This is a genomic window from Actinobacillus genomosp. 1 (genome assembly GCF_029774175.1).
Lineage (GTDB): Bacteria > Pseudomonadota > Gammaproteobacteria > Enterobacterales > Pasteurellaceae > Actinobacillus.
Genome location: NZ_CP103834.1, coordinates 248,107 through 270,606, shown reverse-complemented (window position 1 = coordinate 270,606; position 22,500 = coordinate 248,107). Strand labels below are relative to the sequence as shown.

Annotated in this window: 18 protein-coding genes; 7 read left to right on the top strand and 11 right to left on the bottom strand. The window is 37.6% G+C overall.

Translation table 11 applies throughout. The annotated features are described in order from the left end of the window. Positions 1-31: 31 nt before the first annotated feature. Positions 32-1,018, bottom strand: a complete 987-nt coding sequence (locus NYR63_RS01285) for a TRAP transporter substrate-binding protein (RefSeq protein WP_279457813.1) — start codon at positions 1,016-1,018, stop codon at positions 32-34. Positions 1,019-1,264: 246 nt separating this feature from the next. Here NYR63_RS01285 and NYR63_RS01280 point away from each other — a divergent pair, with 246 nt between their 5' ends. The 6 genes from NYR63_RS01280 (at position 1,265) to msrA (ending at position 8,148) form a co-directional block, all read left to right on the top strand. Further along, complete coding sequence (locus NYR63_RS01280) at positions 1,265-1,756, top strand: TRAP transporter small permease (RefSeq protein WP_279457812.1); 492 nt, start codon at positions 1,265-1,267, stop codon at positions 1,754-1,756. An 11-nt stretch (positions 1,757-1,767) separates the two neighbouring features. Beyond that, positions 1,768-3,069 carry a TRAP transporter large permease gene (locus NYR63_RS01275; protein WP_279457811.1) on the top strand — a complete coding sequence of 434 codons (1,302 nt, stop codon included), beginning with the start codon at positions 1,768-1,770 and terminating at the stop codon, positions 3,067-3,069. Between the two features lie 15 nt (positions 3,070-3,084). Continuing rightward, positions 3,085-5,478: a glycoside hydrolase family 31 protein gene (locus tag NYR63_RS01270; protein ID WP_279457810.1), complete on the top strand. Its 2,394-nt coding sequence runs from the start codon at positions 3,085-3,087 to the stop codon at positions 5,476-5,478. Positions 5,479-5,481: 3 nt separating this feature from the next. Beyond that, on the top strand, positions 5,482-6,237 hold the full coding sequence (locus NYR63_RS01265) for an FCD domain-containing protein (protein ID WP_279457809.1): 756 nt from the start codon (positions 5,482-5,484) through the stop codon (positions 6,235-6,237). Between the two features lie 27 nt (positions 6,238-6,264). After that, complete coding sequence (uxuA, locus tag NYR63_RS01260) at positions 6,265-7,449, top strand: mannonate dehydratase (protein WP_279457808.1); 1,185 nt, start codon at positions 6,265-6,267, stop codon at positions 7,447-7,449. A 192-nt stretch (positions 7,450-7,641) separates the two neighbouring features. After that, positions 7,642-8,148, top strand: a complete 507-nt coding sequence (msrA, locus tag NYR63_RS01255) for a peptide-methionine (S)-S-oxide reductase MsrA (protein WP_279457807.1) — start codon at positions 7,642-7,644, stop codon at positions 8,146-8,148. Positions 8,149-8,182: 34 nt separating this feature from the next. Here the strand turns inward: msrA and NYR63_RS01250 are convergent, their stop codons facing one another. The 6 genes from NYR63_RS01250 to NYR63_RS01225 are packed head-to-tail and all read right to left on the bottom strand — an operon-like array spanning position 8,183 to position 13,975. Continuing rightward, positions 8,183-8,983: a glycosyltransferase family 2 protein gene (locus NYR63_RS01250; protein ID WP_279457805.1), complete on the bottom strand. Its 801-nt coding sequence runs from the start codon at positions 8,981-8,983 to the stop codon at positions 8,183-8,185. After that, on the bottom strand, positions 8,983-9,864 hold the full coding sequence (locus tag NYR63_RS01245) for a glycosyltransferase family 2 protein (protein ID WP_279457803.1): 882 nt from the start codon (positions 9,862-9,864) through the stop codon (positions 8,983-8,985). Before NYR63_RS01245 ends, NYR63_RS01250 begins: the two co-directional genes overlap by 1 nt. Further along, positions 9,857-11,056 carry a hypothetical protein gene (locus NYR63_RS01240; protein WP_279457802.1) on the bottom strand — a complete coding sequence of 400 codons (1,200 nt, stop codon included), beginning with the start codon at positions 11,054-11,056 and terminating at the stop codon, positions 9,857-9,859. Before NYR63_RS01240 ends, NYR63_RS01245 begins: the two co-directional genes overlap by 8 nt. Continuing rightward, positions 11,057-11,827 (bottom strand): glycosyltransferase family 25 protein, encoded by a 771-nt coding sequence (locus tag NYR63_RS01235; RefSeq protein WP_279457801.1) that lies wholly within the window; start codon positions 11,825-11,827, stop codon positions 11,057-11,059. Then, positions 11,824-13,032 (bottom strand): lipopolysaccharide biosynthesis protein, encoded by a 1,209-nt coding sequence (locus tag NYR63_RS01230; RefSeq protein ID WP_279457800.1) that lies wholly within the window; start codon positions 13,030-13,032, stop codon positions 11,824-11,826. Before NYR63_RS01230 ends, NYR63_RS01235 begins: the two co-directional genes overlap by 4 nt. Then, on the bottom strand, positions 13,010-13,975 hold the full coding sequence (locus NYR63_RS01225; protein ID WP_279457799.1) for a polysaccharide pyruvyl transferase family protein: 966 nt from the start codon (positions 13,973-13,975) through the stop codon (positions 13,010-13,012). The genes NYR63_RS01230 and NYR63_RS01225 overlap by 23 nt, the downstream gene beginning before the upstream one ends. Before the next feature lie 156 nt (positions 13,976-14,131). Between NYR63_RS01225 and NYR63_RS01220 the strand changes: the two genes are divergently transcribed. Then, positions 14,132-14,872 carry a YdcF family protein gene (locus tag NYR63_RS01220; protein WP_279457798.1) on the top strand — a complete coding sequence of 247 codons (741 nt, stop codon included), beginning with the start codon at positions 14,132-14,134 and terminating at the stop codon, positions 14,870-14,872. 81 nt (positions 14,873-14,953) lie between these two features. Here NYR63_RS01220 and priA read toward each other — a convergent pair whose 3' ends face one another. From priA to pflA, 4 genes are all read right to left on the bottom strand, one after another. After that, positions 14,954-17,152: a primosomal protein N' gene (priA, locus tag NYR63_RS01215; RefSeq protein WP_431831770.1), complete on the bottom strand. Its 2,199-nt coding sequence runs from the start codon at positions 17,150-17,152 to the stop codon at positions 14,954-14,956. Positions 17,153-17,253: 101 nt separating this feature from the next. Then, positions 17,254-18,411, bottom strand: coding sequence for a chorismate mutase (locus NYR63_RS01210; RefSeq protein WP_279457795.1), 1,158 nt, complete (start codon positions 18,409-18,411; stop codon positions 17,254-17,256). 563 nt (positions 18,412-18,974) lie between these two features. After that, on the bottom strand, positions 18,975-21,008 hold the full coding sequence (prlC, locus tag NYR63_RS01205; RefSeq protein WP_279457794.1) for an oligopeptidase A: 2,034 nt from the start codon (positions 21,006-21,008) through the stop codon (positions 18,975-18,977). Positions 21,009-21,148: 140 nt separating this feature from the next. Further along, the gene (gene pflA, locus NYR63_RS01200) at positions 21,149-21,886 is read right to left on the bottom strand and encodes a pyruvate formate lyase 1-activating protein (protein ID WP_279457793.1); all 738 of its coding nucleotides are present in this window, start codon (positions 21,884-21,886) and stop codon (positions 21,149-21,151) included. Between the last annotated feature and the right edge of the window lie 614 nt (positions 21,887-22,500).

Sequence of the window (22,500 nt, the reverse complement as noted above, 5' to 3'; positions counted from 1 at the left end):
GGCGTGATAACTCACGCCCGAAAAACACATATTATCTTGCCGCATCAATTTTTTGCACGAACGGACCGATCACACTATCAGCTAGAGCCTTATCGTGCATAGGTTTCACTGCATCAACAAATGGCTGTTTATCTACTTTTACAAATTCAACACCAAGTGTTTCTTTTGCTTTTTTCACTTCTTCGGCAGTCATTTTCGCCCAAAGATCTTTATGACTCATCATGGAATTATCCGCCGCTTGTTTTACAGCTTTTTGTTGTTCAGGTGTTAATTTCGCCCAAGACTTTTCACTAATCAATAAAACATCCGGAATAATAGTGTGCTCATCTTCGCTAAAGAATTTTGAAACCTCACCATGTCGCATTAAAGTTAATGCTGTCGGGTTATTTTCGGCTGCATCCACAACACCTTGCTGTAATGCGGTGTAAAGTTCACCAAATGCTAATGGAGTAGGAGACGCTCCCATTAATTTCACCATTTCTAATGCACTCGGGCTAGGTTGTACACGTACTTTTAAGCCTTTCAGATCAGCAGGGGTTTTAATTGGTTTTGCCGCATAGAAACTACGGGAACCTGCATCATAATAAGTTAAACCGATAAAACCTTTTCCTTTTGTCGATTCTAAAATTTTTCCACCGATTTCAGGATCCTTTAAGACTTTGTAATAGTGTTCGCTATCTTTAAATAAATAAGGAACGTTAAATGCACCATATACCGGTTCAAATGCTTCCAGTTCACTCGCATTTGATTTTGCCATATCTAAAGAACCTGATTGGATCAACTCCATTGATTCACGTTGGTTACCCAATTGGCTGTTTGGATAAATACGAATAACAACTTCACCATTAGTTAATTTTTTAACTTCATCCGCCATATTTTGCATTGAGATATGGACCGGGTGAGTTTTGTCATTATTGTGACTTAGTTTTAATGTCGTTTTTGCTGAAGCTGATAATGAAACAGTAGCAGCTAATAAACCACTAATCGCAATTGCTAAGGCATTTCTTTTTGTGAACATAATTAAGTTCTCCATCGTGAATGATATGAAAAGCGAAATAATTCTATATTTAGATTGAATTATTTTTCAAAATAATGTTAGACCAATACTAAAAATTGTTCTAGACAATTTAATTAAATTTGTGACAAAACTCACAAAATTCATAAAAAAACCTGTTTAAACACTAAAAATAGAGTATATTTGGTTTACCAATTTTGATAAACCATCAAAATAAGTCGTATTTTATTACCTTATGAGGAGAAAATTATGGCACGGCTCATATCTTTACTTGATCGAATCTTAGCCACTTTCTGCGTAGTCCTATGTATCGGACTTGTTATCTCTGTTGTATGGCAAGTCTTCTCTCGTTATGTTTTAAATGATCCGAGTACAGTTACAGATGAATTAGCCCGCTTCTTATTTATTTGGGTCGGACTTGTCGGTGCTGCTTACGGATTAGGGAAGAAAAAACATTTAGCAATAGATTTATTGTTAATGAAATTAGAAGCCAGTCCTAAAAAATACCTTTTACTTCAATTTGTTATCAATGCTATTAGTATTTTCTTCGTAAGTGTCATTATGTGTTACGGCGGTAGCCGATTAGTCTTAGATACTATTGCAGCAGGACAAATATCCCCTGTTCTAGGGATTCAAATGGGTCTTGTTTATTTAGCCTTACCTGTAAGTGGATTCTTTATGCTCGTATTTTTAGTAAGAGACGTATTCACTGATATTCATAAACTTTCAGCTCAACATTAAGGAGTCTATTTATGGAATGGACAACGATTATCACATTAGCCGGTAGTTTTTTCTTTTTTCTTGCTATTGGTGTACCAATCTCATTTGCTATTGGTGTATCTTCATTTTTAACTATTCTGCTGGCAATACCTTTTGATTCTGCGATTGCTGTTATTTCTCAAAAAATGGCATCCGGTTTAGATAGTTTTTCTTTACTTGCAATCCCATTCTTTATTCTTGCCGGGAACATTATGAATAGAGGAGGAATTGCAATACGATTAATTGAGTTTGCTAAAGTATTGGGCGGTCGTTTACCGGGTTCTCTTGCTCATGTAAACGTATTAGCAAATATGATGTTCGGTTCTATTTCAGGTTCTGCTGTTGCAGCGGCGGCGGCAGTAGGCGGAACAATGGCTCCGCTTCAAAAGAAAGAGGGATATGATCCTGCATTTTCAGCAGCGGTAAATATCACTTCTTCTCCGACAGGTTTATTAATTCCACCAAGTAATACCTTTATTGTTTATTCATTAATTTCAGGCGGTACATCTATCGGGGCTTTATTCTTAGCAGGATATATTCCCGGTATTTTGATGGGCTTAGGGATTATGATCGTTGCATATTTCTTTGCTAAAAAACATAAATATCCGGTATCACCGAAACCTACACTAAAAGAAGTAACACATCGTACATTAGATGCTCTACCGAGTTTAGGATTGGTTATTGTAATTATTGGAGGGATTATCGGTGGTATTTTTACTGCAACTGAAGCTTCTGCAATAGCGGTTGTTTATACGTTAATTCTTTCGATGATTGTCTATAAAGAAATTAGCTTAAAAGAATTACCGGCAATTATTCTTGATGCAATGGTTACCACTTCAATCGTGTTATTGTTAATTGGTGCATCAATGGGGATGTCTTGGGCAATGGCGAATGCCGATATTCCTTACACAATTAGTGATGCTTTACTTGGTATCTCAGATAATCCGATTATTATTCTATTAATTATCAACATTATCTTACTTATCGTCGGTACCTTTATGGATATGACCCCGGCATTACTGATTTTTACTCCTATCTTTCTACCAATTGTAACTGAATTAGGAATGGATCCCGTTCATTTCGGTATCTTAATGGCATTTAACTTATCTATCGGTATTTGTACACCTCCGGTCGGTTCAACATTATTTGTCGGTTGTTCTGTTGCAGGTGTAAAAATTGATAAAGTCATCAAACCGTTATTACCGTTCTATGCAATATTAATCGTAACCTTATTTATTGTCACTTTTATTCCACAATTAAGCTTATGGTTACCACAAATGTTACTAGGTTATTAATAAAAGGAATAAATGATGAAAACATTAAAATTAATAAAATTTGTAAAAGCAGAAAATAATCGAATTGATATTGAATGTGAACGTAATTATTTATTACATATCTTTGTATTAGAGAATGACATTATTCGTGTCGCTTTCAGTAAAAATTATCAATTTAAATTAGATAGAACATGGGCTATTACCCCGAATCAAGCAGATATCGAGTGGTCTGGAAGAAATCGTTTTTCTACCGATGGATTCTCACTACCTAGTTATCAATTAGAAATAAATGATAATGTTATTGAAGTATCTACCAATCTACTGAAACTTCGTGTACATAAACCATTATATTTAGAATGGCAATATCAAGTTAATAATAGTTGGCAACCTTTAAGCCAAGATAGAAAAACCGGTGCCTATTTATTTGGTACGGACGATAGCAAAATTAGCCATTATATTGAGCGCAATACTTCAGAGAATTATTATGGCTTAGGTGAAAAATCCGGAAATTTAAATAGAAAAGGCCGCCGTTTCGAAATGCGTAATCTTGATGCTATGGGATATAATGCCGAAACAACCGATCCGCTTTATAAGCATATCCCATTCTATATTACTAGTAGAGATGATGTAAGTTTTGGTATCTATTATGATAATTTAGCATCTTGTTGGTTCGATTTAGGTAATGAATTAGATAACTATCATATTGCATATAAAAGCTATCGTGCAGAAGATGGAGATCTAGACTATTACGTTATTCTTGGTCCAAGTGTACTTGATGTTACCAAAAAATATACGGCATTAACCGGTGGTACGATTTTCGGCCCGAAATGGAGTCTAGGTTATAGCGGTTCTACAATGAGTTATACCGATGCCCCAGATGCTCAAGAACAGTTAAAAAAATTCGTAGACCTATGTGCCGAATATGATATTCCATGTGATTCATTCCAGTTATCATCAGGCTATACTTCTATTGGAAATAAACGATATGTGTTTAATTGGAATTACGATAAAGTTCCAAATCCGAATGCAATGTCTGCACATTTTCACCAAGCCGGTATGCATTTAGCTGCAAATATTAAGCCTTGTTTACTACAAGATCATCCGCGTTACGAAGAAGTAAAAAACTTAGGTTTATTTATCCAAGATTCTGAATTTAATCAACCGGAACGCTCGGTATTCTGGGATGACGAAGGCTCTCATTTAGATTTTACCAATCCAAAAACTATCGAATGGTGGAAAAAAAATGTAACCACACAACTTTTAGAATACGGTATTGATTCTACTTGGAATGATAACAACGAATATGAAGTTTGGGATGGAAATGCAAAATGTGCAGGTTTTGGTAAAGAAATTCCAATTAAACTCATTCGACCGTTACAGCCGCTATTAATGATGAAAGCTTCCTACGAAGCACAACGTGAATTTACTCCTACTCTACGCCCATATCTCATCTCTCGTTCAGGAAGCCCGGGTATGAATCGTTATGTTCAAACTTGGTCGGGAGATAATAGAACCAGTTGGAATACCCTACGTTATAACATTCGTATGGGACTTGGTATGAGTTTATCCGGTTTATACAATTTAGGCCACGATGTCGGCGGATTTTCCGGTAATAAACCTGAACCGGAATTATTTGTTCGTTGGGTTCAGAATGGTGTAATGCACCCTCGTTTTACGATTCATTCTTGGAATGATGATAAAACGGTTAATGAACCTTGGATGTATCCGGAGGTAACTCATATTATCAGAGATACAATTAAACTTCGTTATCGCTTAATGCCATATCTCTATAACATCTTTTGGAAATCTCATAATGAATTAGAGCCGATGTTACGTCCGACGTTCTTGGATCATGAAAATGATATAAACACATTTGTAGAAAGTGATGATTATCTTTTAGGTAAAGATCTACTTGTTGCATCTGTAGTAGAACAAGGACAACGTGAACGGGATGTCTATTTACCTCAAAATAATGTAGGTTGGTATGATTTTTATAATCACGCTTATCATAAGGGCGGACAAACAATTACAACTGAAGCTCCTCTCGAGAAAATTCCATTATTTGTAAAAGCAGGTTCAATTATTCCGGTGTCTGCTAGAGAAGCCTATATAGATTCTCAAAATGATACCTACAGAGAACTAATGGTATTTCCATTTATAAAAGATGGAGAAACGTCAAATACTATTTTTGACGATGACGGAGAAAGTTTTAAATACCGTAACAACGAGTATTTACAATTAGTGGTAAAATTACATTGTACGAATACAAATATCTATATTGATATTCATAAACAAGGTAATTGGATTCCATCTTATAAAGAGCTAAAAATAACACTTCCAAATAATGAAAAAAGACAGCTTATTATAAACGGTAATGTCTTTATAGAAGGGGAGTTAGTTTCATTAAATGATATTCCTAGAGAGAGTTAAAAAATGACAAAAAATGCAGATCTACGTTCATATAAAAAAATTGGTTCTATTTTAAAACAAGAATTAATTGACGGTATTTACCAAGTTGGTGAGCGACTGCCGCCTGAACGGGATCTTGCAGAAAAATTAAATGTAAGCCGAACGGTCATACGTGAAGCGATCATTATGTTAGAACTAGAAAATCTTGTATCAGTTCGAAAAGGATCCGGAGTTTATGTTATCCGACAACCGTTATCCGAAGCACAAAATGATGACGTTTATGAATATGAAGATGTCGGTCCATTCGAACTACTACAAGCTAGACAGTTATTAGAAAGTAGTATTGCTGAATTTGCCGCAATTCAAGCTAATAGAAATGACGTATTACGATTAAAAGAAATTTTAAATCAAGAACGTATTACTTTAGAACAAAATGACGAGGACTATTCCGCAGATGAAGAATTTCATAGTGCAATTGCTGAAATTACACAAAATGAAGTGTTAATAAAAATGCAAAAAGAGCTATGGAAGTATCGAACAAATTCAATGTGGAAAGGCTTACATACACACATCAGTGATCAAAAATATCGCCGTAAATGGCTAAAAGATCACGAAAATATTTTAAATAGTATTCAACGTAAAGACCCTGCTCTTGCTAAAAAAGCAATGTGGCAACATTTGGAAAATGTTAAACAAAAGCTATTCGAATTATCTGATATAGAAGATCCTAATTTCGACGGTTTTTTATTTAATGTTAATCCGGTTGCTGTCGGTCTTTAAATCATAATTAAGATTAAGGAGTTTTCTATGGAACAAGCATGGCGTTGGTATGGTCCTAATGACCCGGTTTCTCTTTCAGATGTTCGTCAAGCTGGGGCAACAGGCATTGTAACGGCTTTACATCATATTCCGAACGGACAAGTTTGGACGGTAGAAGAAATACAAAAGCGTAAGAAAATTATCGAAGATGCCGGATTGGTATGGTCTGTCGTGGAAAGTGTACCGGTTCATGAAGAAATAAAAACGCAGACTGGTAATTATCAAGTATGGATTGATAATTATAAACAAACTTTGCGCAATCTTGCTGCTTGTGGCATTGATACCGTATGTTATAACTTTATGCCGGTTTTAGATTGGACTCGTACTGATTTAGCCTATGAAGTAGCTGATGGTTCTAAAGCTCTTAGATTTGATCACATTGCGTTTGCCGCCTTTGAGTTACATATTTTAAAACGTCCCGGTGCAGAAAGTACTTATACGGAATCAGAACGCCAGCAGGCAAAAATCTATTTTGAGAAAATGACCGATGAAGATATTGCTACACTGACAAAAAATATCATTGCCGGATTACCCGGTGCAGAAGAAGGTTATACGTTAGAAGAATTTCAGGCTCAGTTAGATCGTTACAATGGAATTACTCCGGAAATTTTCCGCACTCATTTAGCCTATTTCCTCAATGAAATTATTCCGGTTGCTCAAGAAGTTGGAATAAAGATGGCGGTTCATCCTGATGATCCTCCTCGACCAATTTTAGGATTGCCGCGTATTGTTTCTACAATCGAAGATATGCAATGGTACGTCGATACTCAACCACTGCTGGCAAATGGTTTTACTATGTGTACCGGTTCATATGGGGTTCGTCCGGATAACGATTTGGTAGAGATGACAAAACGTTTTGCTGATCGAATTTATTTTGCTCACTTACGTGCAACCCAACGAGAAGAAAATCCGTTAAGTTTCCATGAAGCGGATCACTTAGCCGGCGATGTCGATATGTTCGGTGTTGTTAAAGCCTTATTAGATGAAGAATATCGTCGTAAAGCTAATGGAGATTCACGTTTAATACCAATGCGTCCGGATCACGGTCATCAAATGTTAGATGATCTCCATAAAAAAACGAATCCCGGATATTCAGCAATTGGACGTTTACGTGGTTTAGCAGAATTCCGCGGATTAGAACTTGCGTTGAAAAAAGTATATTTCGAAAAATAACTTTAACTAACTCAGGCCTAACTAGGTATAAACGACTTAGTTAGGCTTTTTTTATTCGATTCACAAAAGTTAAAAACATCTATAACACTAAGAGCAACTAACACCTTGTACTCCCCGATAAATCACTATATGCTATGAAAACTTAATACAAGCGGTCTAATTCCGTAAAAATTTTACAAATCAGGAGAATATATGGCGAACATTCGAGAAATTTATTTGGCGGGCGGGTGCTTTTGGGGGACGGAAGCCTTTATGCAACGTATTAACGGCGTGCTTGATGCACAATCAGGTTATGCGAACGGCAATACTGAAAACCCGAGTTATCAAGAAGTGTGTGCCGGCAGCGGTCACGCTGAAGTGGTGAAAGTGACTTACGATGCGGATAAAATCAGCCTAGCAAAATTATTAGATTACTATTTTAAAGTGATTGATCCGGTAAGTGTAAATCAACAAGGCGAAGATAAAGGTATTCAATATCGCACCGGTATTTATTATGTTGATCCGCAAGATATTCCGGTTATTAATCAAGCACTTGCCGATTTACAAGCACAATATGAGCAACCACTCGCGGTTGAGAATACAATGTTAGAACATTACTTCCCGGCGGAAGAATATCATCAAGACTATTTAGATAAGAATCCGAACGGCTATTGCCATATTGATTTGCAATTAATGAACGAGATTCTACGTAATCAATAAAAAATTAAGGCGTATCATTGGATACGCCTTTTTACTATTTCCGCATTAAACCGTAAATCGCTTTGAGAGCCGCAAGCGGTAAAATTCTCGGTAAACCTCGCATTAAGAAAATAACGAATCCGGTTAAAGGATCATGAATGTTACATTCATTTTTAAGCTTCATTAAACGCCATTCGCTTTTGAAATAATTCCAACCGTGTCGGCGACTTACCATACCGTTTCCAACTCGGGCATATACCAATAAATCGGCTAAGTTCGCCACATGATTGCCGTTTGCCACCATTTTTACCCAAAGATTATAGTCTTCTTGTAAATCTTGATAGCCGCCGCACGCCTGTACCGCTGATTTTTTATAAGCAACCGTCATATGATTAAACGGGCAACGCAAGCGGGTAAATTTTACAATATCTTCCGCTTTAGTCGGCACATTTCGGTAAGCAACAATATCTTGAATATTCTCTCCGAATTCGGTAATTTGTCCACCAAAGATTATCGTATCCGGATTTTGCTCGATAAATGCCACTTGTTTTTCAAAACGTTCCGGCAAACAAATATCATCGGTATCCATACGAAACACCCATTCGTGCGAACAATAATTTAAGCCGTCATTCAGCGTTTTGCCTAAACCACGATTTTGCTCAAAACGAACCGCTTTAATCGGAAGTTGTTGCTCGTATTCCACTACAATTGCATCCAGTTCCGCGGTCACTTTACCGTCAAATAACACTACGATTTCATCGGCCTGTCGAGTTTGTGCTTTTAAGCTTTCAAAACATTCTCTTAAAAACTGCGGGTTTTCTTTGATATACAAAGACATTAAAACAGAGAATTTCATTAAATAAACCTTTTCATATTAATTGCCAATTTTGGCGAGATAAATGTAACCATTGCAATAATTAAATGTTTTAAGCTATGGCTACGTTTGAACATTTGCAAATAATAACTTGCCGCTTGGCGAGAAAGATTCATCGCATAAGGGTAAGATAAAATATACAGCGAGTTCATTTCAAAATTTGCCGCTTGCGTTTCCGTTTTCACATATTTTTGGCGAATCGCTTGCAACGCTAACTCCGTATTGGCGGTATTGGTCGAAACGCTCGAACGTTTGGTATGAAAACCGCAAATGCTAAGCGGTTGATCAATAAATAGCGGTGCAAAATTCGGGCTGGATACCACTTTCAGTACAAATTCATAATCTTCCAACGATTTTAAATCGGTCGCTAAACCGCCCAATTCAAAAAAGAATGATTTTTTAATACCCAACATCGGCATTCCACCAATCTTATTAGCTAGTAATATCGCATCTAAATTCAATTTTTCCGGAGGAAGCGGTTTGGTAATATAGCTAAATCCTTCATTAACCATCACACATTCCGCCGGATGATAAACAAAATTTGCTTGCGGGTGTTGAGCAATCTCCTGCGCAAGTACTGCACATTTTTGATCGGCAAAACGGTCGTCGTCGTCAAGGAACAGTAACCATTCATAACTTGCGTGTTCCGCACCGACATTGCGACTGCCTGCAGCCCCTTTATTCGGATTATTACGGATTACTTTTACTTCGAAAGGATACCTATGCGCTACCGTAACAGGTTGTTGAGAAAAATCATCAACGATAATGACTTCAAAATTTTGTAGCATTTGTTTAGTCAAGCTATCCAATAATGTTGGAATTTCTTGATTACGATTGTAGGAAGGCACAATAATACTAAACATTTTTTGCCTCGCTATTTTTGTTAAAAAATACTTTAATTCGACCGCTTGATCCGAACAAAGATAAGAACATTAACAAGACGAACATAATGCCCGGATAAGCATAAGTGTCCGCTTTAATATTCAATACGCTCAATAATGCTAAAGTGGAAAGCGTAAATTTCCAACTGCCGTTTAACCAATTATCTGCCACTCGTTTAACAAAATATGCGGTAAATATAAAACACACGAAAATATAGCCGACACCGCCGTATAAGGCTTGGCGAATAAAACCAGAATCAGAGCCACCGTAATAACTACCGCCGTTTACATAATATTGACCGTCACCCATAATTAATTGCTTCACTTCCGGCATAAATAAATGCTTATTCATCAACGTATCGGTTGAAGAACTTAGGCGATCACCACCGTTAATTAAGTTGATTACCGGTTCGAGGGCGTGTTCTACATAAGGGTGAGTCGGATAGTTATAGGCTAAAAACAACACAACCGCAGCAAATGCAATAACAGCCGTAAGGTAATGACGACGAAAATACAGTACTAAACTCACAATTGAAAATGTGAGGAACGTACGTCCGGCAATCAGCCCGATAAACAGCAATAAAAAGACATAAACCGCATTTAATTTTTCCGTTTTATGATGATATGCCAATAAAAAATGCAGTAACAACATATAGAAAATACTTAACGGGAAAAATGCCGAAGACGTTAAGTTATATAAACGATATTCCTGCTCCGAACCGATAAAGCGACTTAAATGTCCGCGCATTTCGGCATTAGTATTTAATGCTAATTCTATAAATAAGGTTACGCCCAATAATGCTAAGAAACCGATAGTTGCTTGTACGCCAATCCCAATTTTCAGATCACGAATTAAATAAGATTTACCTTGCTCGGTTTGATAAAACAGATTGTAAATCACAATACCGAAAATAAAGGCAATCAACAATTTTACGTACATACTGATTACGCCAAGCTCTCGCGTGCCGTTAATCAGAAGAGGAATTATCGATAATCCGATTAATGCGATACAAGCAATTAAACTATCAACCGGCACGACAAAACTTTTTTGGGTTTTGTTATACCATTTATAACCAAGCCATAATAACGATAAAAAGCCGGTTAATAAGCTCATTCGCACTACATGGAAAAACCACGGATCATAAATATAAAAAAGATTAATCAACGATGTCATTTATAAATTTCTCTTAATCGCTAACAATTTTTTAAGCGGAAACTTTAATAATTTTTTCAGCATATTGTTGGAAATTGAACCGCGTAATGTTTCCAAATTACTGACTAAATTCGGATTTTCAATCGCCATCAGCGGACGTACCACCAAAGTATCAATCGCAAATTTTTGTCCGAATAGAATATAGTCGTCCGCCAACCAAAACGGTAAAGCCGCTGTTTTTTGCATTAAAAATTTACGAGCCGCTGATTTTTTAATTAAATAGGCAACCGTGCCGGCAAAATAGTTTTTATACGGATAGGCATAACGATATTCGGTACCGCCGACTTTTTTCTGCATAAAACGGAAGGTTGTCGGATAGTTGATCGCTAATTCCGTATCATTAAAATCAAGAATTTTCGATTGACCGACTAATACCATATCCGCACTGAGCTTTTCATTGAGCAAAGCGGTCAAATTTTGCTGAAAATTTGCAGCAAATAGGCAATCGTCCTCACATACCAGTGCATAATCGTCTTCATTAATCGCCGCATCATTGACAATTAATTCGTACACACCTAGATGACTCATCGTACAACCGATTTCGCCCTTCGTCACTTTACGTCCGTAATGTTGCTCAAACTTTGCCATATCAAAACGTTGTTCAAGTTCGGCTTGCTCAACACTCATCGTATTAATTGCACTAAATAACGTAAAATCAGCCGTATCCGGTTGGGAAAAGAAAAGCTCTCTGCGTTGTGCGTCTTTATCGAGAGAGATGAGAAATTTTTTCATTTTGGTTCTACCGTCGTTTGTATTACAGGGTATTTAAAATAATAGATAATTGAAATAATCAGACGAGTTAAACTCCCGCCGATAAAGGCATAAGCGACACCATACAATTGGTAATCACGCAATAAATAAAATAGTCCGACAAAGACTGCAATCGATAGAATTTGACGTGTAAACAACAACACTTGTTTACCTAACAACAGCATATTTTGTGAGAGAATCCAAGAAAGTCCGGCTAAAATCGAATTGATAATAAACCAAATCAATACGTCCGCCACTTCAACATATTTTGCACTAAAGAAAAAGCTAATAATCGGCTCGGCAAGTAAAGGCACTAACACGATTGCACCAACACTCATTAAAACAACCACCGCTAATACCGCTTTAATTCGGTTTAAATTATTTAATAATCCCGAATAGTAGTAATCCGCTAACATATTGATAAATTTAGTCATCAGCGAATCAAAAGCAATACATACCGTATAAAGCCCTAATACGTAATTGCCCATAAACGCCATAATCAAAAACTTATCCAAACTTGATGTGGTAGCCCCGAAAATTTGTAATAAATTTTGCTTGCCCCAAGTTTTCAGGAAAAATTGACGATCAATTTCGCCGACTTCATTTGTCTTTTTAAACGATTTATCAATTTTTGCCAGATAGAATAAGCAAGCAATCGCTTGAATAGCACTAAATAGCGTCAAAAGATAAAGCACAACTTTAAATTCTTGTTCTCCGAACAGCCAATAAGCCGAACCGTAAATCGTCACTAATAAAATCGGCTGTTGCAAAGTTAAGATACGATACACTTTCATCTTCGGATCGATTTTACTTTTTTCTAACGTAATCGTCAGGATCGCCGTTAGCACGACATTAATGATAAAAAGTCCGTCATAAGAGGTAAAATCAAACAGTAACATTGCAATATTCGCTACAAGTACGGTAAATGCAAGAAAAGCAATAAAATAACGTTTCCAGTGTAAATATTGCTTATTGCGCATTGATAACGCTAAAGCGAAACCGACCCCGCCGGTTGCAATCGTAACTACATAAGAAACTGCGGTAATAAATAACTGATGAGTACCGCGATCTTCTACGGAAAGCATATGCGCCAGAATAAAAGAGCTTACCATGGTAAGCCCCATACTCAAGACGGTTACCGCAATCAGTTTTACCAGATTACCGCTAATGTTGATAGGTTTTGGCATAATTAATATCTTTTGTCCATTGATTGTAATAACCGGTATTTTTCCCGTAGGAGTTATCACATACTTCATTTGACAGGCCTAATAAACATGAAAAAATATGTCCGTGTAAACGGCTGGTCACGACATGATCATAACTTAGGAATACATCTTGGCAACGATTAATCACATCTAAAGCATGCTGATACCACAAATCATTAATTTTATTCTTCACAAAACCTAAATTGAATCGATTTGCCAATTTTGAAAAACGGCTGCACCATAATTCAAATTTAATGTCGCTCGGTAATAAAATATCATCCCAGTCTTTAACATTCGCTAAATTTGGTAATGTTGCCTGAATTTCCGCTTCAATATGACTTTTCTCTACATCTTTACGTAAGAAATACAGCGTTTTATCGGAATTAGAAACTGCTTTCTGCGGCAAATGCCCATAAAGTTGATGAGCCATATCCGGAGAAAGTTGCACTTTATCGGAAAAATGCGCTTTCATCATTTCAAAGGTTTTAATATCACGTGCAAATAAATGGCAGTCTTTATGTGCCGCAAAAACAGCAGCCGACTTTTTCATTGCCGCATCATTTGAGAAATGTGCCGTTTGCGGTAATAAAATAATACGGTTATTTGGAAATGCTTTAACCAAATCTTCCCGCATTTTTTGGATAGAAGGATAAATATCGCCGAAATTACCGCCACCATGGCAAAGAATCGTTGAATTCGGAGTAACGAATTTTTTCGCTTCTTTCACATCAAAGCCCTGTAGGCTACGACGAAGACGAATATTAAGATTATAATCCTTAAAAAATTGTTCCGTACCGGCATAGATCAATAAATCCCCTACATTTAGATGCAGAGGATAATCGAAATAAAGTACGTCATTTTTATCTAAAATGAGGGTTTCAATCTTTTGTAATTGTTGTTTTAATGCTAAAAGGGTTTCGTTCATAAAATAAAGCCTATTGAGTAAGACCGAATTACTGGCAAATGTGGCATTTGGACAGGGTAAACAGCGGCAAGTTCCACTCAAAAACTTAATAAAAATAAAGTGTGCATTCTACCAATAAATCAAGCAAAATACGCAAAAATTTTTAGAGGCTTTTTTATGTTTTATCTCGGCAAAATTCTAACCGCTATTGTACTTCCTCCCTTTAATATCGCCGTACTTTGGCTTTTTTCCTTAATTTTTTATTGGCTAAATTTCAAAAAAATCAGTTATGGTTTGGCTTTTTTGGGGATCGGTTCGCTTTATCTGTTCAGTACGCCTTATGTCGCTACCAAATTAACCGATTCTCTCGTTACCGAAGATAATTTGTCTTTAGATGATTATAAAAAAGCGCAAGCGATTGTGGTACTTGGCGGTGGCGTTCGGGATAGCAAAGAAATTTATAATCAAATTGCAGTAGGTAATCAGGCGTTAGAACGTATGCGTTATGCCGCTTATCTGCAAAAAGAAACACAGTTACCTTTGCTGATTACCGGCAGTAGCCCGAACGGTACTTCCGAAGCGAAAACCATGGCGAACGAGTTTCAGTATTTCTTCGGCGTACCGACCCAATGGCTGGAAGAAAAAGCCAAAACCACCAAAGAAAATGCCCAGTTTTCACGTGAGCTATTAGCAAAAGACGGTATTAATAAGATTATCTTGGTCACGAATCAATGGCATATGAAGCGTGCCAAAATGTTATTTGAAAAACAAGGTTTTGAAGTGCTTCCGGCGAGTATCGGACACGGCGTAACCCCAAAAGAATACATTAATTTTGCCTATTTTATTCCACAATCCGGTGCAATGGACAGCATAATGCTTTCTTTAAAAGAATGGCTAGGCTATTGGAAAGAAAAATAACATATATTATTAAGCGGTCTGATTTTCGTTATTTTTGCAAAAAATTTGGAAAATCAGACCGCTTGTCGTATGAATTCGCTGTTAGCCGATTTCTTGCGGATCAATATCTAAGGTTAAACGAATATTGGTTTGTAAGCCTAAATTGGCTTTATCCGAATCAAATTGATCGATCAACTGTTGTAATACGCCTCTTGAGCGATGTTGAATTAATAAAAGCCAGCGGTAATGCCCCGCTTTTTTTGCCATCGGTGCAGAAAAAGGAGGTAGAATTTGAATATCCTGTAAACCGAGTTCCGTGCTTTTTTGCTGGAAGTAAGCGGTCAAATTTTGCAAAAGATTTACTACTTGCTGATTGTCTTTACCGGTTGCTCGTAACAACACTTGCGCAGCAAACGGCGGCAAGCCCATCACTTTACGCATTTTTAACGCTTCTTGTGCAAACGCTAAATAACCTTGTTCTAACAAAGTCTTGAGCAACGGATGTTCCGGATAATGCGTTTGTAATACCACTTCGCCCTGCTTTTCCGCTCGTCCGGCACGCCCCGCTACTTGTACATAAAGCTGCGCCAAACGTTCTTCCGCGCGGAAGTCGGTGGAAAATAGTGCCGAATCTACATTCACAATCGCTACCAATGTAACATTCGGAAAATGGTGTCCCTTCGCTAACATTTGCGTGCCGATCAAAATTTGGCTTTTGCCTTCTCGGATATCATTTAAGTGATTTTCCAATGCCCCTTTACGAGCGGTGGAATCTCGGTCGATACGGCTAATTTGGTAAGTTGGAAACTGCTCACTTAACACTTGCTCCAACTGTTCCGTCCCCACTCCGGTCGTAATCAGATTGGTTGAGCCGCAATGTCCGCACTGGCGAGGAATCACCCGCTGCGAAGAACAGTGATGACAACGCAAGATTTTTTGTTTCTGATGATAAGTGTAAGGCTTTTCACAAGCGTCACATTCACATATCCAGCCACACTCATGGCAGAGCAAAACCGGCGCAAAGCCGCGACGATTTAAAAACAACATTACCTGATTTCCTTGTTCCAAATGCTGTTTCATCATCGCTAATAAGCGATCGGAAAGTCCGGCGGTAATACGCTGTGTTTTTAAATCAATCAGTTGCTGTTTCGCCTGTTGAGCATTACCGGCACGGGCAGTTAAAGATAGTTCGATAAACTTGCCGTTTTGAGCATTTTGCACGCTTTCTAAACTTGGCGTTGCAGATCCTAAAATGATCGGAATATGTAAATTTTTTGCCCGTAAAATCGCCAGATCTCTCGCGTGATAACGCCAGCCGTCTTGTTGTTTGAAAGAACTATCATGCTCTTCATCAATAATGATTAAGCCCAATTTCTCAAACTGGCTAAACAATGCCGAACGAGTACCGATGATAATCGCACTTTCACCGTTTTTTGCTCGCAACCAAGCATTCAAGCGTTCGGTTTCATTCATATTCGAATGCAGCACGTCAATTTCAACATTAAAACGGGCTTTAAAGCGTTGTACCGTTTGCGGGGTCAGTCCGATTTCCGGCACTAACACCAACACTTGCTCGCCTCGCTTTAACACCTCTTCAATCACTTGCAGATACACTTCGGTTTTGCCCGAACCGGTTACGCCATTTAATAAAAAAGCTTCAAAACCGTTTTGTACTGTTAAGCGGCTAACGACTAAGGTTTGCTGTTTATTTAATACCAGTCGATTATGCAAGTTTACAAGCGGTCGATTTTGCAATTTTTTTTGCCAATGTTGCGGCTCAAACGGCACATTAACCGGTTCGATATAGTTTTTCTCCAATAGCCCTTTCCAAGCCGATTGACTACAAGCGGTCGGTTTTTCAAAAAAATTTGCAATTTCTGCCAGTTCCGCCAGTAAATCTTGTTGTTTTTTTGCCCTCTTGTTCTCACCCGAGAGCAATGCCGCCCGCCCGGTCTCAGTAACTACAAAATAATCCGGTTGCGATCTTTCGGTGCTATCACCATTGCGCAATTTCACCGGCAAAGCATTGATCGCCACTTCACCGATAGGAGCGTGATAATAACGAGCCGCCCAACGGATCAATGTCCAAATTTCCTCGTCAAAGATCGGTTCTAAATCTAATACTGCTTTAATCGGTTTGAGCTTATCTTCAGGCACATCGCTTGTTTCAGGGAAATCTACCACCACGCCGATTTTCGTTTGATTACCGAAAGGCACTTCAACACGCACGCCTTTGACTGCCGACAAAAACGGCGGCAGTAAATAATCAAAATAACGATGTAACGGCACAGGCAATGCCACTCTAACTAGCTTCGACATAATCAATAAAAAAGAAAGGACAATAGCTTATTATCTATTGCCCTTTGGGGTTTTGCAAAAAAATCTTAAAATTTAACCGCTTGTTATAGTTTTACCGGCTCAATAATTTCACTTGGGTAACAACCTAATACTTTGACATAGCTTGTTACATCTTCTAAAGCTTTTAACGCCTGTTGGGTATTTTCAGCATGCGTATTTGCTTCTAGTTCCACATAGAACATTTCTTCCCAAGGTTTACCGTAAATCGGGCGAGATTCCAATTTGGTCATTCGGATTTGATGTTGTTTAAAGACCATTAACGCATCCACTAATGCACCGGCTTGTTGAGAAGTGGTCATCAGTAATAACGTTTTTGTTTGTACTTGTGGCGAAACGTTAATCGCTTGTTTCGCTACCACGATAAAACGTGTGATATTGTTTTGTTGGTTGGCAATATCGGTTTTGATATTGGTTAAACCGTAGAGTTTACCGCCGTCCTCATTGCCTAATGCGACGATATTCGGCTTATTTAAGCGAGCGACCATCTGCATTGCGTGTGAGCTGCTTTCGCAATACTTGATATGGACTTTATTCAGGCTTTGAATAAATTGGCTGCATTGTTGAATCACTTGTGGGTGACTGTACAAGGTATCAATTTCAGCAAGATCTATATTACCGTTTGCCAGTACGCAGTGCTTGATCGGATAAGCCAATTCACCGACCACCGCTAAATCGGTATGTTGTAGTAAATCATATACGTCATTGATTGAACCTGAAGTGGTGTTTTCAAGCGGAAGCACACCAAATTCGGCTTCACCTTCACTCACCTTATCAAACACTTGTTGGAACGAATCACAACTCAATTCAATTAAAGAACCTTGATATTTTTTAGCAAATTGACGGGACGCCATATTGGAATAAGAACCACGCATACCTAAAAAGGCAATCGATACATTTTGTTCTTTTTGCTCGTTTAATTTATTTTGCAGATAATTTTGCTGAGTCAACACGGAATCTTCGATAATACGTTGGAAAATTTGTGTGACATATTGCGGATCTAATTGGTAATTTTCCGCTTCGGCATGGCTTACTAGTGCTTGTAATAGCGCTTTTTCTCGTTCGATATCACGTAGCGGTTTTTGTGTGATTTCTTTGCTACGAACAACATCAAAAGCAAGCCGATGACGTTCGGCAAGTAATTTCAGTAAATGGCGGTCAAGTTGGGTGATTTGTTGGCGGATATTGGATAGATCTAAAGACATTGCGTTTTCTCTTAATTATTTGATTTATCAAGATTATAGCGATTTAGTTGATAAAAAAAAGATAAGCGGTCAAATTTGCAAAATTTTTTGCAAATTTGACCGCTTTAATACGCTTACTATGCTAGAAAATTAATGTTGTTCTTTTACGCTTAATTTCAGTGAAATAGCTACTGATATTGCGAGAAGTGTGACTATGCCTATCCCAATTGTCATCCACATAATTTACTCCTTTGTTAAATTTTCTTTGTTCTTTCTTATAAAATCTGCACTATAAACTAAAGAATAAGTGCAGATAAGTAATAAGATAGTACTCGATATTTTATAAAATATACTATTTGAGCTATATAGTACAACAGGTATCGTTAATATAGAAATTTTACTAATATCATCAAAGGTTTTACACCATGAATCTAAACTTTCTTTATGAAATGGCTTTTGAAATACACTAAGCATAATTATCTCCAAATAACTGCAGGAGAATAATTAAAGTTAAAGATTTGGATAGCCAATTTTCCTAAGTTTTCGATCGAGATCGCAAAATTTTCTAAAATGAGTAGTAGTAACTAATTCGCAATACCCTTATGACGTAATAATGCGTCTAAGGTTGGTTTACGACCACGGAAACGTTCAAACAATACCATCGGTTCTTCCGAACCGCCACGCGTCAGAATATTATCTAAATAAGATTGACCTGTCGCTCGGTTGAAAATACCGTCCTCTTCAAATTTTGCAAAGGCATCCGCTGATAATACTTCCGCCCATAAGTAACTGTAATAACCTGCGGCATAGCCACCTGCGAAAATATGGCTAAAGCTATGTGGGGTACGCACCCATTCAGGTGTGCGAACCACAGCAACATCCGCTTTTACTGCTTTTAAGGTATCTAACACCAAGCCTTCACGAGGTTGTGCCAAATGCAAACGGAAATCGAATAAACCGAACTCTAATTGTCTTAATACAAACATTGCCGCTTGGAAGTTTTTCGCCTTGAGTAACTGGGTTAATTTATCTTTCGGTAACGGTTCGCCGGTTTGATAATGCCCCGAAATAAATTCAAGTGCTTCCGCTTCCCAACACCAGTTTTCTAAGAATTGGCTCGGTAATTCCACCGCATCCCATGGCACACCGTTGATCCCCGCAACATCACCGACATCAATTTGGGTTAGCATATGATGGATACCGTGACCGAACTCATGGAATAACGTAGTGACTTCGTCATGTGTAAAGAGTGCCGGCTTATCGCCAATCGGTTTATTAAAGTTACAAGTTAAGTATGCTACCGGTTTTTGTAATGATCCGTCCGCTAAACGTTTTTGGTTGATACAATCGTCCATCCACGCACCGCCACGTTTATTTTCACGTGCGTATAAATCTAAATAGAATGCACCGCGTTCTTCGTTTTGCTCATCGTAAATTTGGAAGAAACGCACGTCTTCGTGCCAAGTATCAATACCGAATTTTTCTTCGATTCGTAAGCCGAAAATACGTTTCATTAATTCAAATAAGCCTGAAAGTACGCGATCTTCCGGGAAATAAGGGCGAAGTTCTTCATCATTGATTGCATATAACGCTTGTTTTTGCTTTTCACTATAGAATGCAATATCCCACGGCTGAAGTTCGGTTACGCCGTATTCTTGTTCAACAAAGGCGTGTAGTTCCGCTAATTCTTTTTCACCTTGTGCTTTTGAACGTTTGGCTAAATCTTCTAAGAAATCGACAACTTGTTGCGGGTTCTCCGCCATTTTGGTAGCAAGAGAAAGATCAGCATAAGTTTCAAAACCTAATAATTGCGCCATTTCTAAGCGTAATTTAAGTTTCTCATCGATATTTGCTGAGTTATCCCATTTGCCTGCATTTGAGCCTTGATCAGAAGCACGGGTTGCATACTCTTTATAAATTGCCGCACGTAGTTCACGGTTTTCGCAGTAAGTCAGTACCGGATAGTAACTTGGGAATTCTAAAGTAAAGCGGTAACCTTTTTTACCTTTGCTTTCCGCAGAAAGTTTTGCCGCTTCTAAGGCGGATTCAGGCAAGCCTTGAAGCTGTGCTTCGTCTGTGATCACGATATCCCAGCCCATTGTGGCATCAAGGACATTATTACTGAATTGCGAGCTGAGTTCAGATAAACGGGCAGACACTCCGCCATAACGTTTTTGTTTATCTGCGGGTAATGAAATCCCTGAAAGTTCGAAATCACGTAGACTGTTTTCAATCGCTTTTTTCTGTGCAAGCGAATAGCTCTCAAACTCCGGTGAGTTTTTAAGTTTTACATAGCCTTGATATAAGCCTTGGTGTTGTCCCGCCCAAGTACTGTATTCGGAAAGTAGCGGTAAGCAAGCCTGATAAGCTTCACGTAGTTCCGGCGAGTTTTTTACCCCGTTTAGATGACCGATAGGCGACCATGCACGCGCAAATTTATCACCGGCAATGGCTTGCGGCATGTAGAAATTTTCCCAAGTCGGATTTTCGATTTGAGCAACTTGTTCAATAGTATCGCGACATTCTTTAATCACTGCTTCTACTGCAGGTTGGATATGCTCCGGTTTGATTTGTGAAAATGCAGGTAAACCAGTGTAATTTAAAAGAGGATTGGACATTGTTTATTAATTCCTTTTGTTTAGTCAAAAAGTGTTATTATGATTAGGCTAAGGCGAGAAAAGATCAAGTCCTTCAAATAAAAAGCGGACGGAATTAGTGCATTTTTTACAAAAATAGACTAAATCCGACCGCTGAATGATTAGTATTTGACGATATGTCCATAGCTTTCAATAATCGCTTTTAAACGATCCATTGTTTCTTTTGGAGGCGGTAATACGCCTTCCAATTCATATTTATAACCGAGTGTTTCCCATTTATGTGCGCCCAAGCGGTGATATGGCAATAACTCGACTTTCTCAATATTTTGCATACCCTGGATAAATTGTCCTAAGCGGTGTGCGGAATCGTCATCATCGGTATAACCCGGTACGACAACATAACGAATCCAAGTGCGTTTATTTAATTTTTGCAAATAACGAGCAAAATCAAGCGTACGTTTATTCGATACACCGATTAAATCTTGGTGAATTTCATCATTTAGCTGCTTTAAGTCAAGCATTACTAAATCGGTCACTTCAAGCATTTCATCAACGACCGGGCTATAATGGCGTACGAATCCGTTGGTATCTAAACAAGTATCAATGCCTTCCGCTTTACAGGCTCTAAACCAATCTCTTACAAATTCCATCTGCAATACGGCTTCACCACCAGATGCGGTCACACCGCCACCGGTTGCTTTCATAAAGTGCTTGTAGGTTACCACTTCTTTCATCAGATCTTCGACACTGATTTCTTTACCGCCGTCAAGATCCCACGTATCACGGTTATGGCAGTATTTGCAACGCATCAAACAGCCTTGTAAAAACAGAATAAAGCGGATTCCCGGACCATCAACCGTGCCGCAAGATTCGTATGAGTGGTAGCGAGCAAAAGTCATAAAACTTCCTTAATGAATAAATTTAAGAATTTCAATTGTAAATATTTTAGCAGAAATCAAGCTATAAGTAGCTGAATTTCACGAAATTTTTACTATTTTACTTGGCATTTCCATATCCAAAACTCATATGACTTTGAAGTCTTTGAGGCAACAGCAATAGTATCCAAATCAATAAATATTATTTTATCTTCAGGGTAAATAAAAGGATTATTACACATTTTAGGAATATCTAAATAAAAGAAATTATAGAGTGAATCTTTAATAAATTCTGTAGTTCTTATCCTATCCTTTATATCTATTAAATTACAAATACTTATTATCAATACAATAATTGGAGTTATTATATAAATGGAACTGTTCAAACAGTTTATCTTTACTTCTTTATATATTTTTATTTTATTTCTGTATTCGTACATTTCTATAATCATATTTACCAAATTTAGAAACGGTAACAAAAAATAAAAAAGTAAAGAAGAAATGAAAAACAAGTATAAAAATGAAATTGCAACAAGAAAGAAATCTGAAAAATATTGTGAACTCAAGGAGGTAATGTCAATTATATCGTTAGGAATGAGAAAATATAAATAATAACCAAGAACAATAAAAGTGGGTAA

Bases quoted from the DNA above. Each gene is read 5' to 3' on its own strand.
- NYR63_RS01230 (WP_279457800.1), bottom strand. From the start codon at position 13,032: ATGCCAAAACCTATCAACATTAGCGGTAATCTGGTAAAACTGATTGCG.
- NYR63_RS01235 (WP_279457801.1), bottom strand. From the start codon at position 11,827: ATGAAAAAATTTCTCATCTCTCTCGATAAAGACGCACAACGCAGAGAG.
- NYR63_RS01250 (WP_279457805.1), bottom strand. From the start codon at position 8,983: ATGAAATTCTCTGTTTTAATGTCTTTGTATATCAAAGAAAACCCGCAG.
- NYR63_RS01210 (WP_279457795.1), bottom strand. From the start codon at position 18,411: ATGTCTTTAGATCTATCCAATATCCGCCAACAAATCACCCAACTTGAC.
- NYR63_RS01220 (WP_279457798.1), top strand. From the start codon at position 14,132: ATGTTTTATCTCGGCAAAATTCTAACCGCTATTGTACTTCCTCCCTTT.
- NYR63_RS01240 (WP_279457802.1), bottom strand. From the start codon at position 11,056: ATGACATCGTTGATTAATCTTTTTTATATTTATGATCCGTGGTTTTTC.
- msrA (WP_279457807.1), top strand. From the start codon at position 7,642: ATGGCGAACATTCGAGAAATTTATTTGGCGGGCGGGTGCTTTTGGGGG.
- NYR63_RS01265 (WP_279457809.1), top strand. From the start codon at position 5,482: ATGACAAAAAATGCAGATCTACGTTCATATAAAAAAATTGGTTCTATT.
- NYR63_RS01285 (WP_279457813.1), bottom strand. From the start codon at position 1,018: ATGTTCACAAAAAGAAATGCCTTAGCAATTGCGATTAGTGGTTTATTA.
- prlC (WP_279457794.1), bottom strand. From the start codon at position 21,008: ATGTCCAATCCTCTTTTAAATTACACTGGTTTACCTGCATTTTCACAA.
- pflA (WP_279457793.1), bottom strand. From the start codon at position 21,886: ATGACTTTTGCTCGCTACCACTCATACGAATCTTGCGGCACGGTTGAT.
- uxuA (WP_279457808.1), top strand. From the start codon at position 6,265: ATGGAACAAGCATGGCGTTGGTATGGTCCTAATGACCCGGTTTCTCTT.
- NYR63_RS01275 (WP_279457811.1), top strand. From the start codon at position 1,768: ATGGAATGGACAACGATTATCACATTAGCCGGTAGTTTTTTCTTTTTT.
- NYR63_RS01245 (WP_279457803.1), bottom strand. From the start codon at position 9,864: ATGTTTAGTATTATTGTGCCTTCCTACAATCGTAATCAAGAAATTCCA.
- NYR63_RS01280 (WP_279457812.1), top strand. From the start codon at position 1,265: ATGGCACGGCTCATATCTTTACTTGATCGAATCTTAGCCACTTTCTGC.
- NYR63_RS01270 (WP_279457810.1), top strand. From the start codon at position 3,085: ATGAAAACATTAAAATTAATAAAATTTGTAAAAGCAGAAAATAATCGA.
- NYR63_RS01225 (WP_279457799.1), bottom strand. From the start codon at position 13,975: ATGAACGAAACCCTTTTAGCATTAAAACAACAATTACAAAAGATTGAA.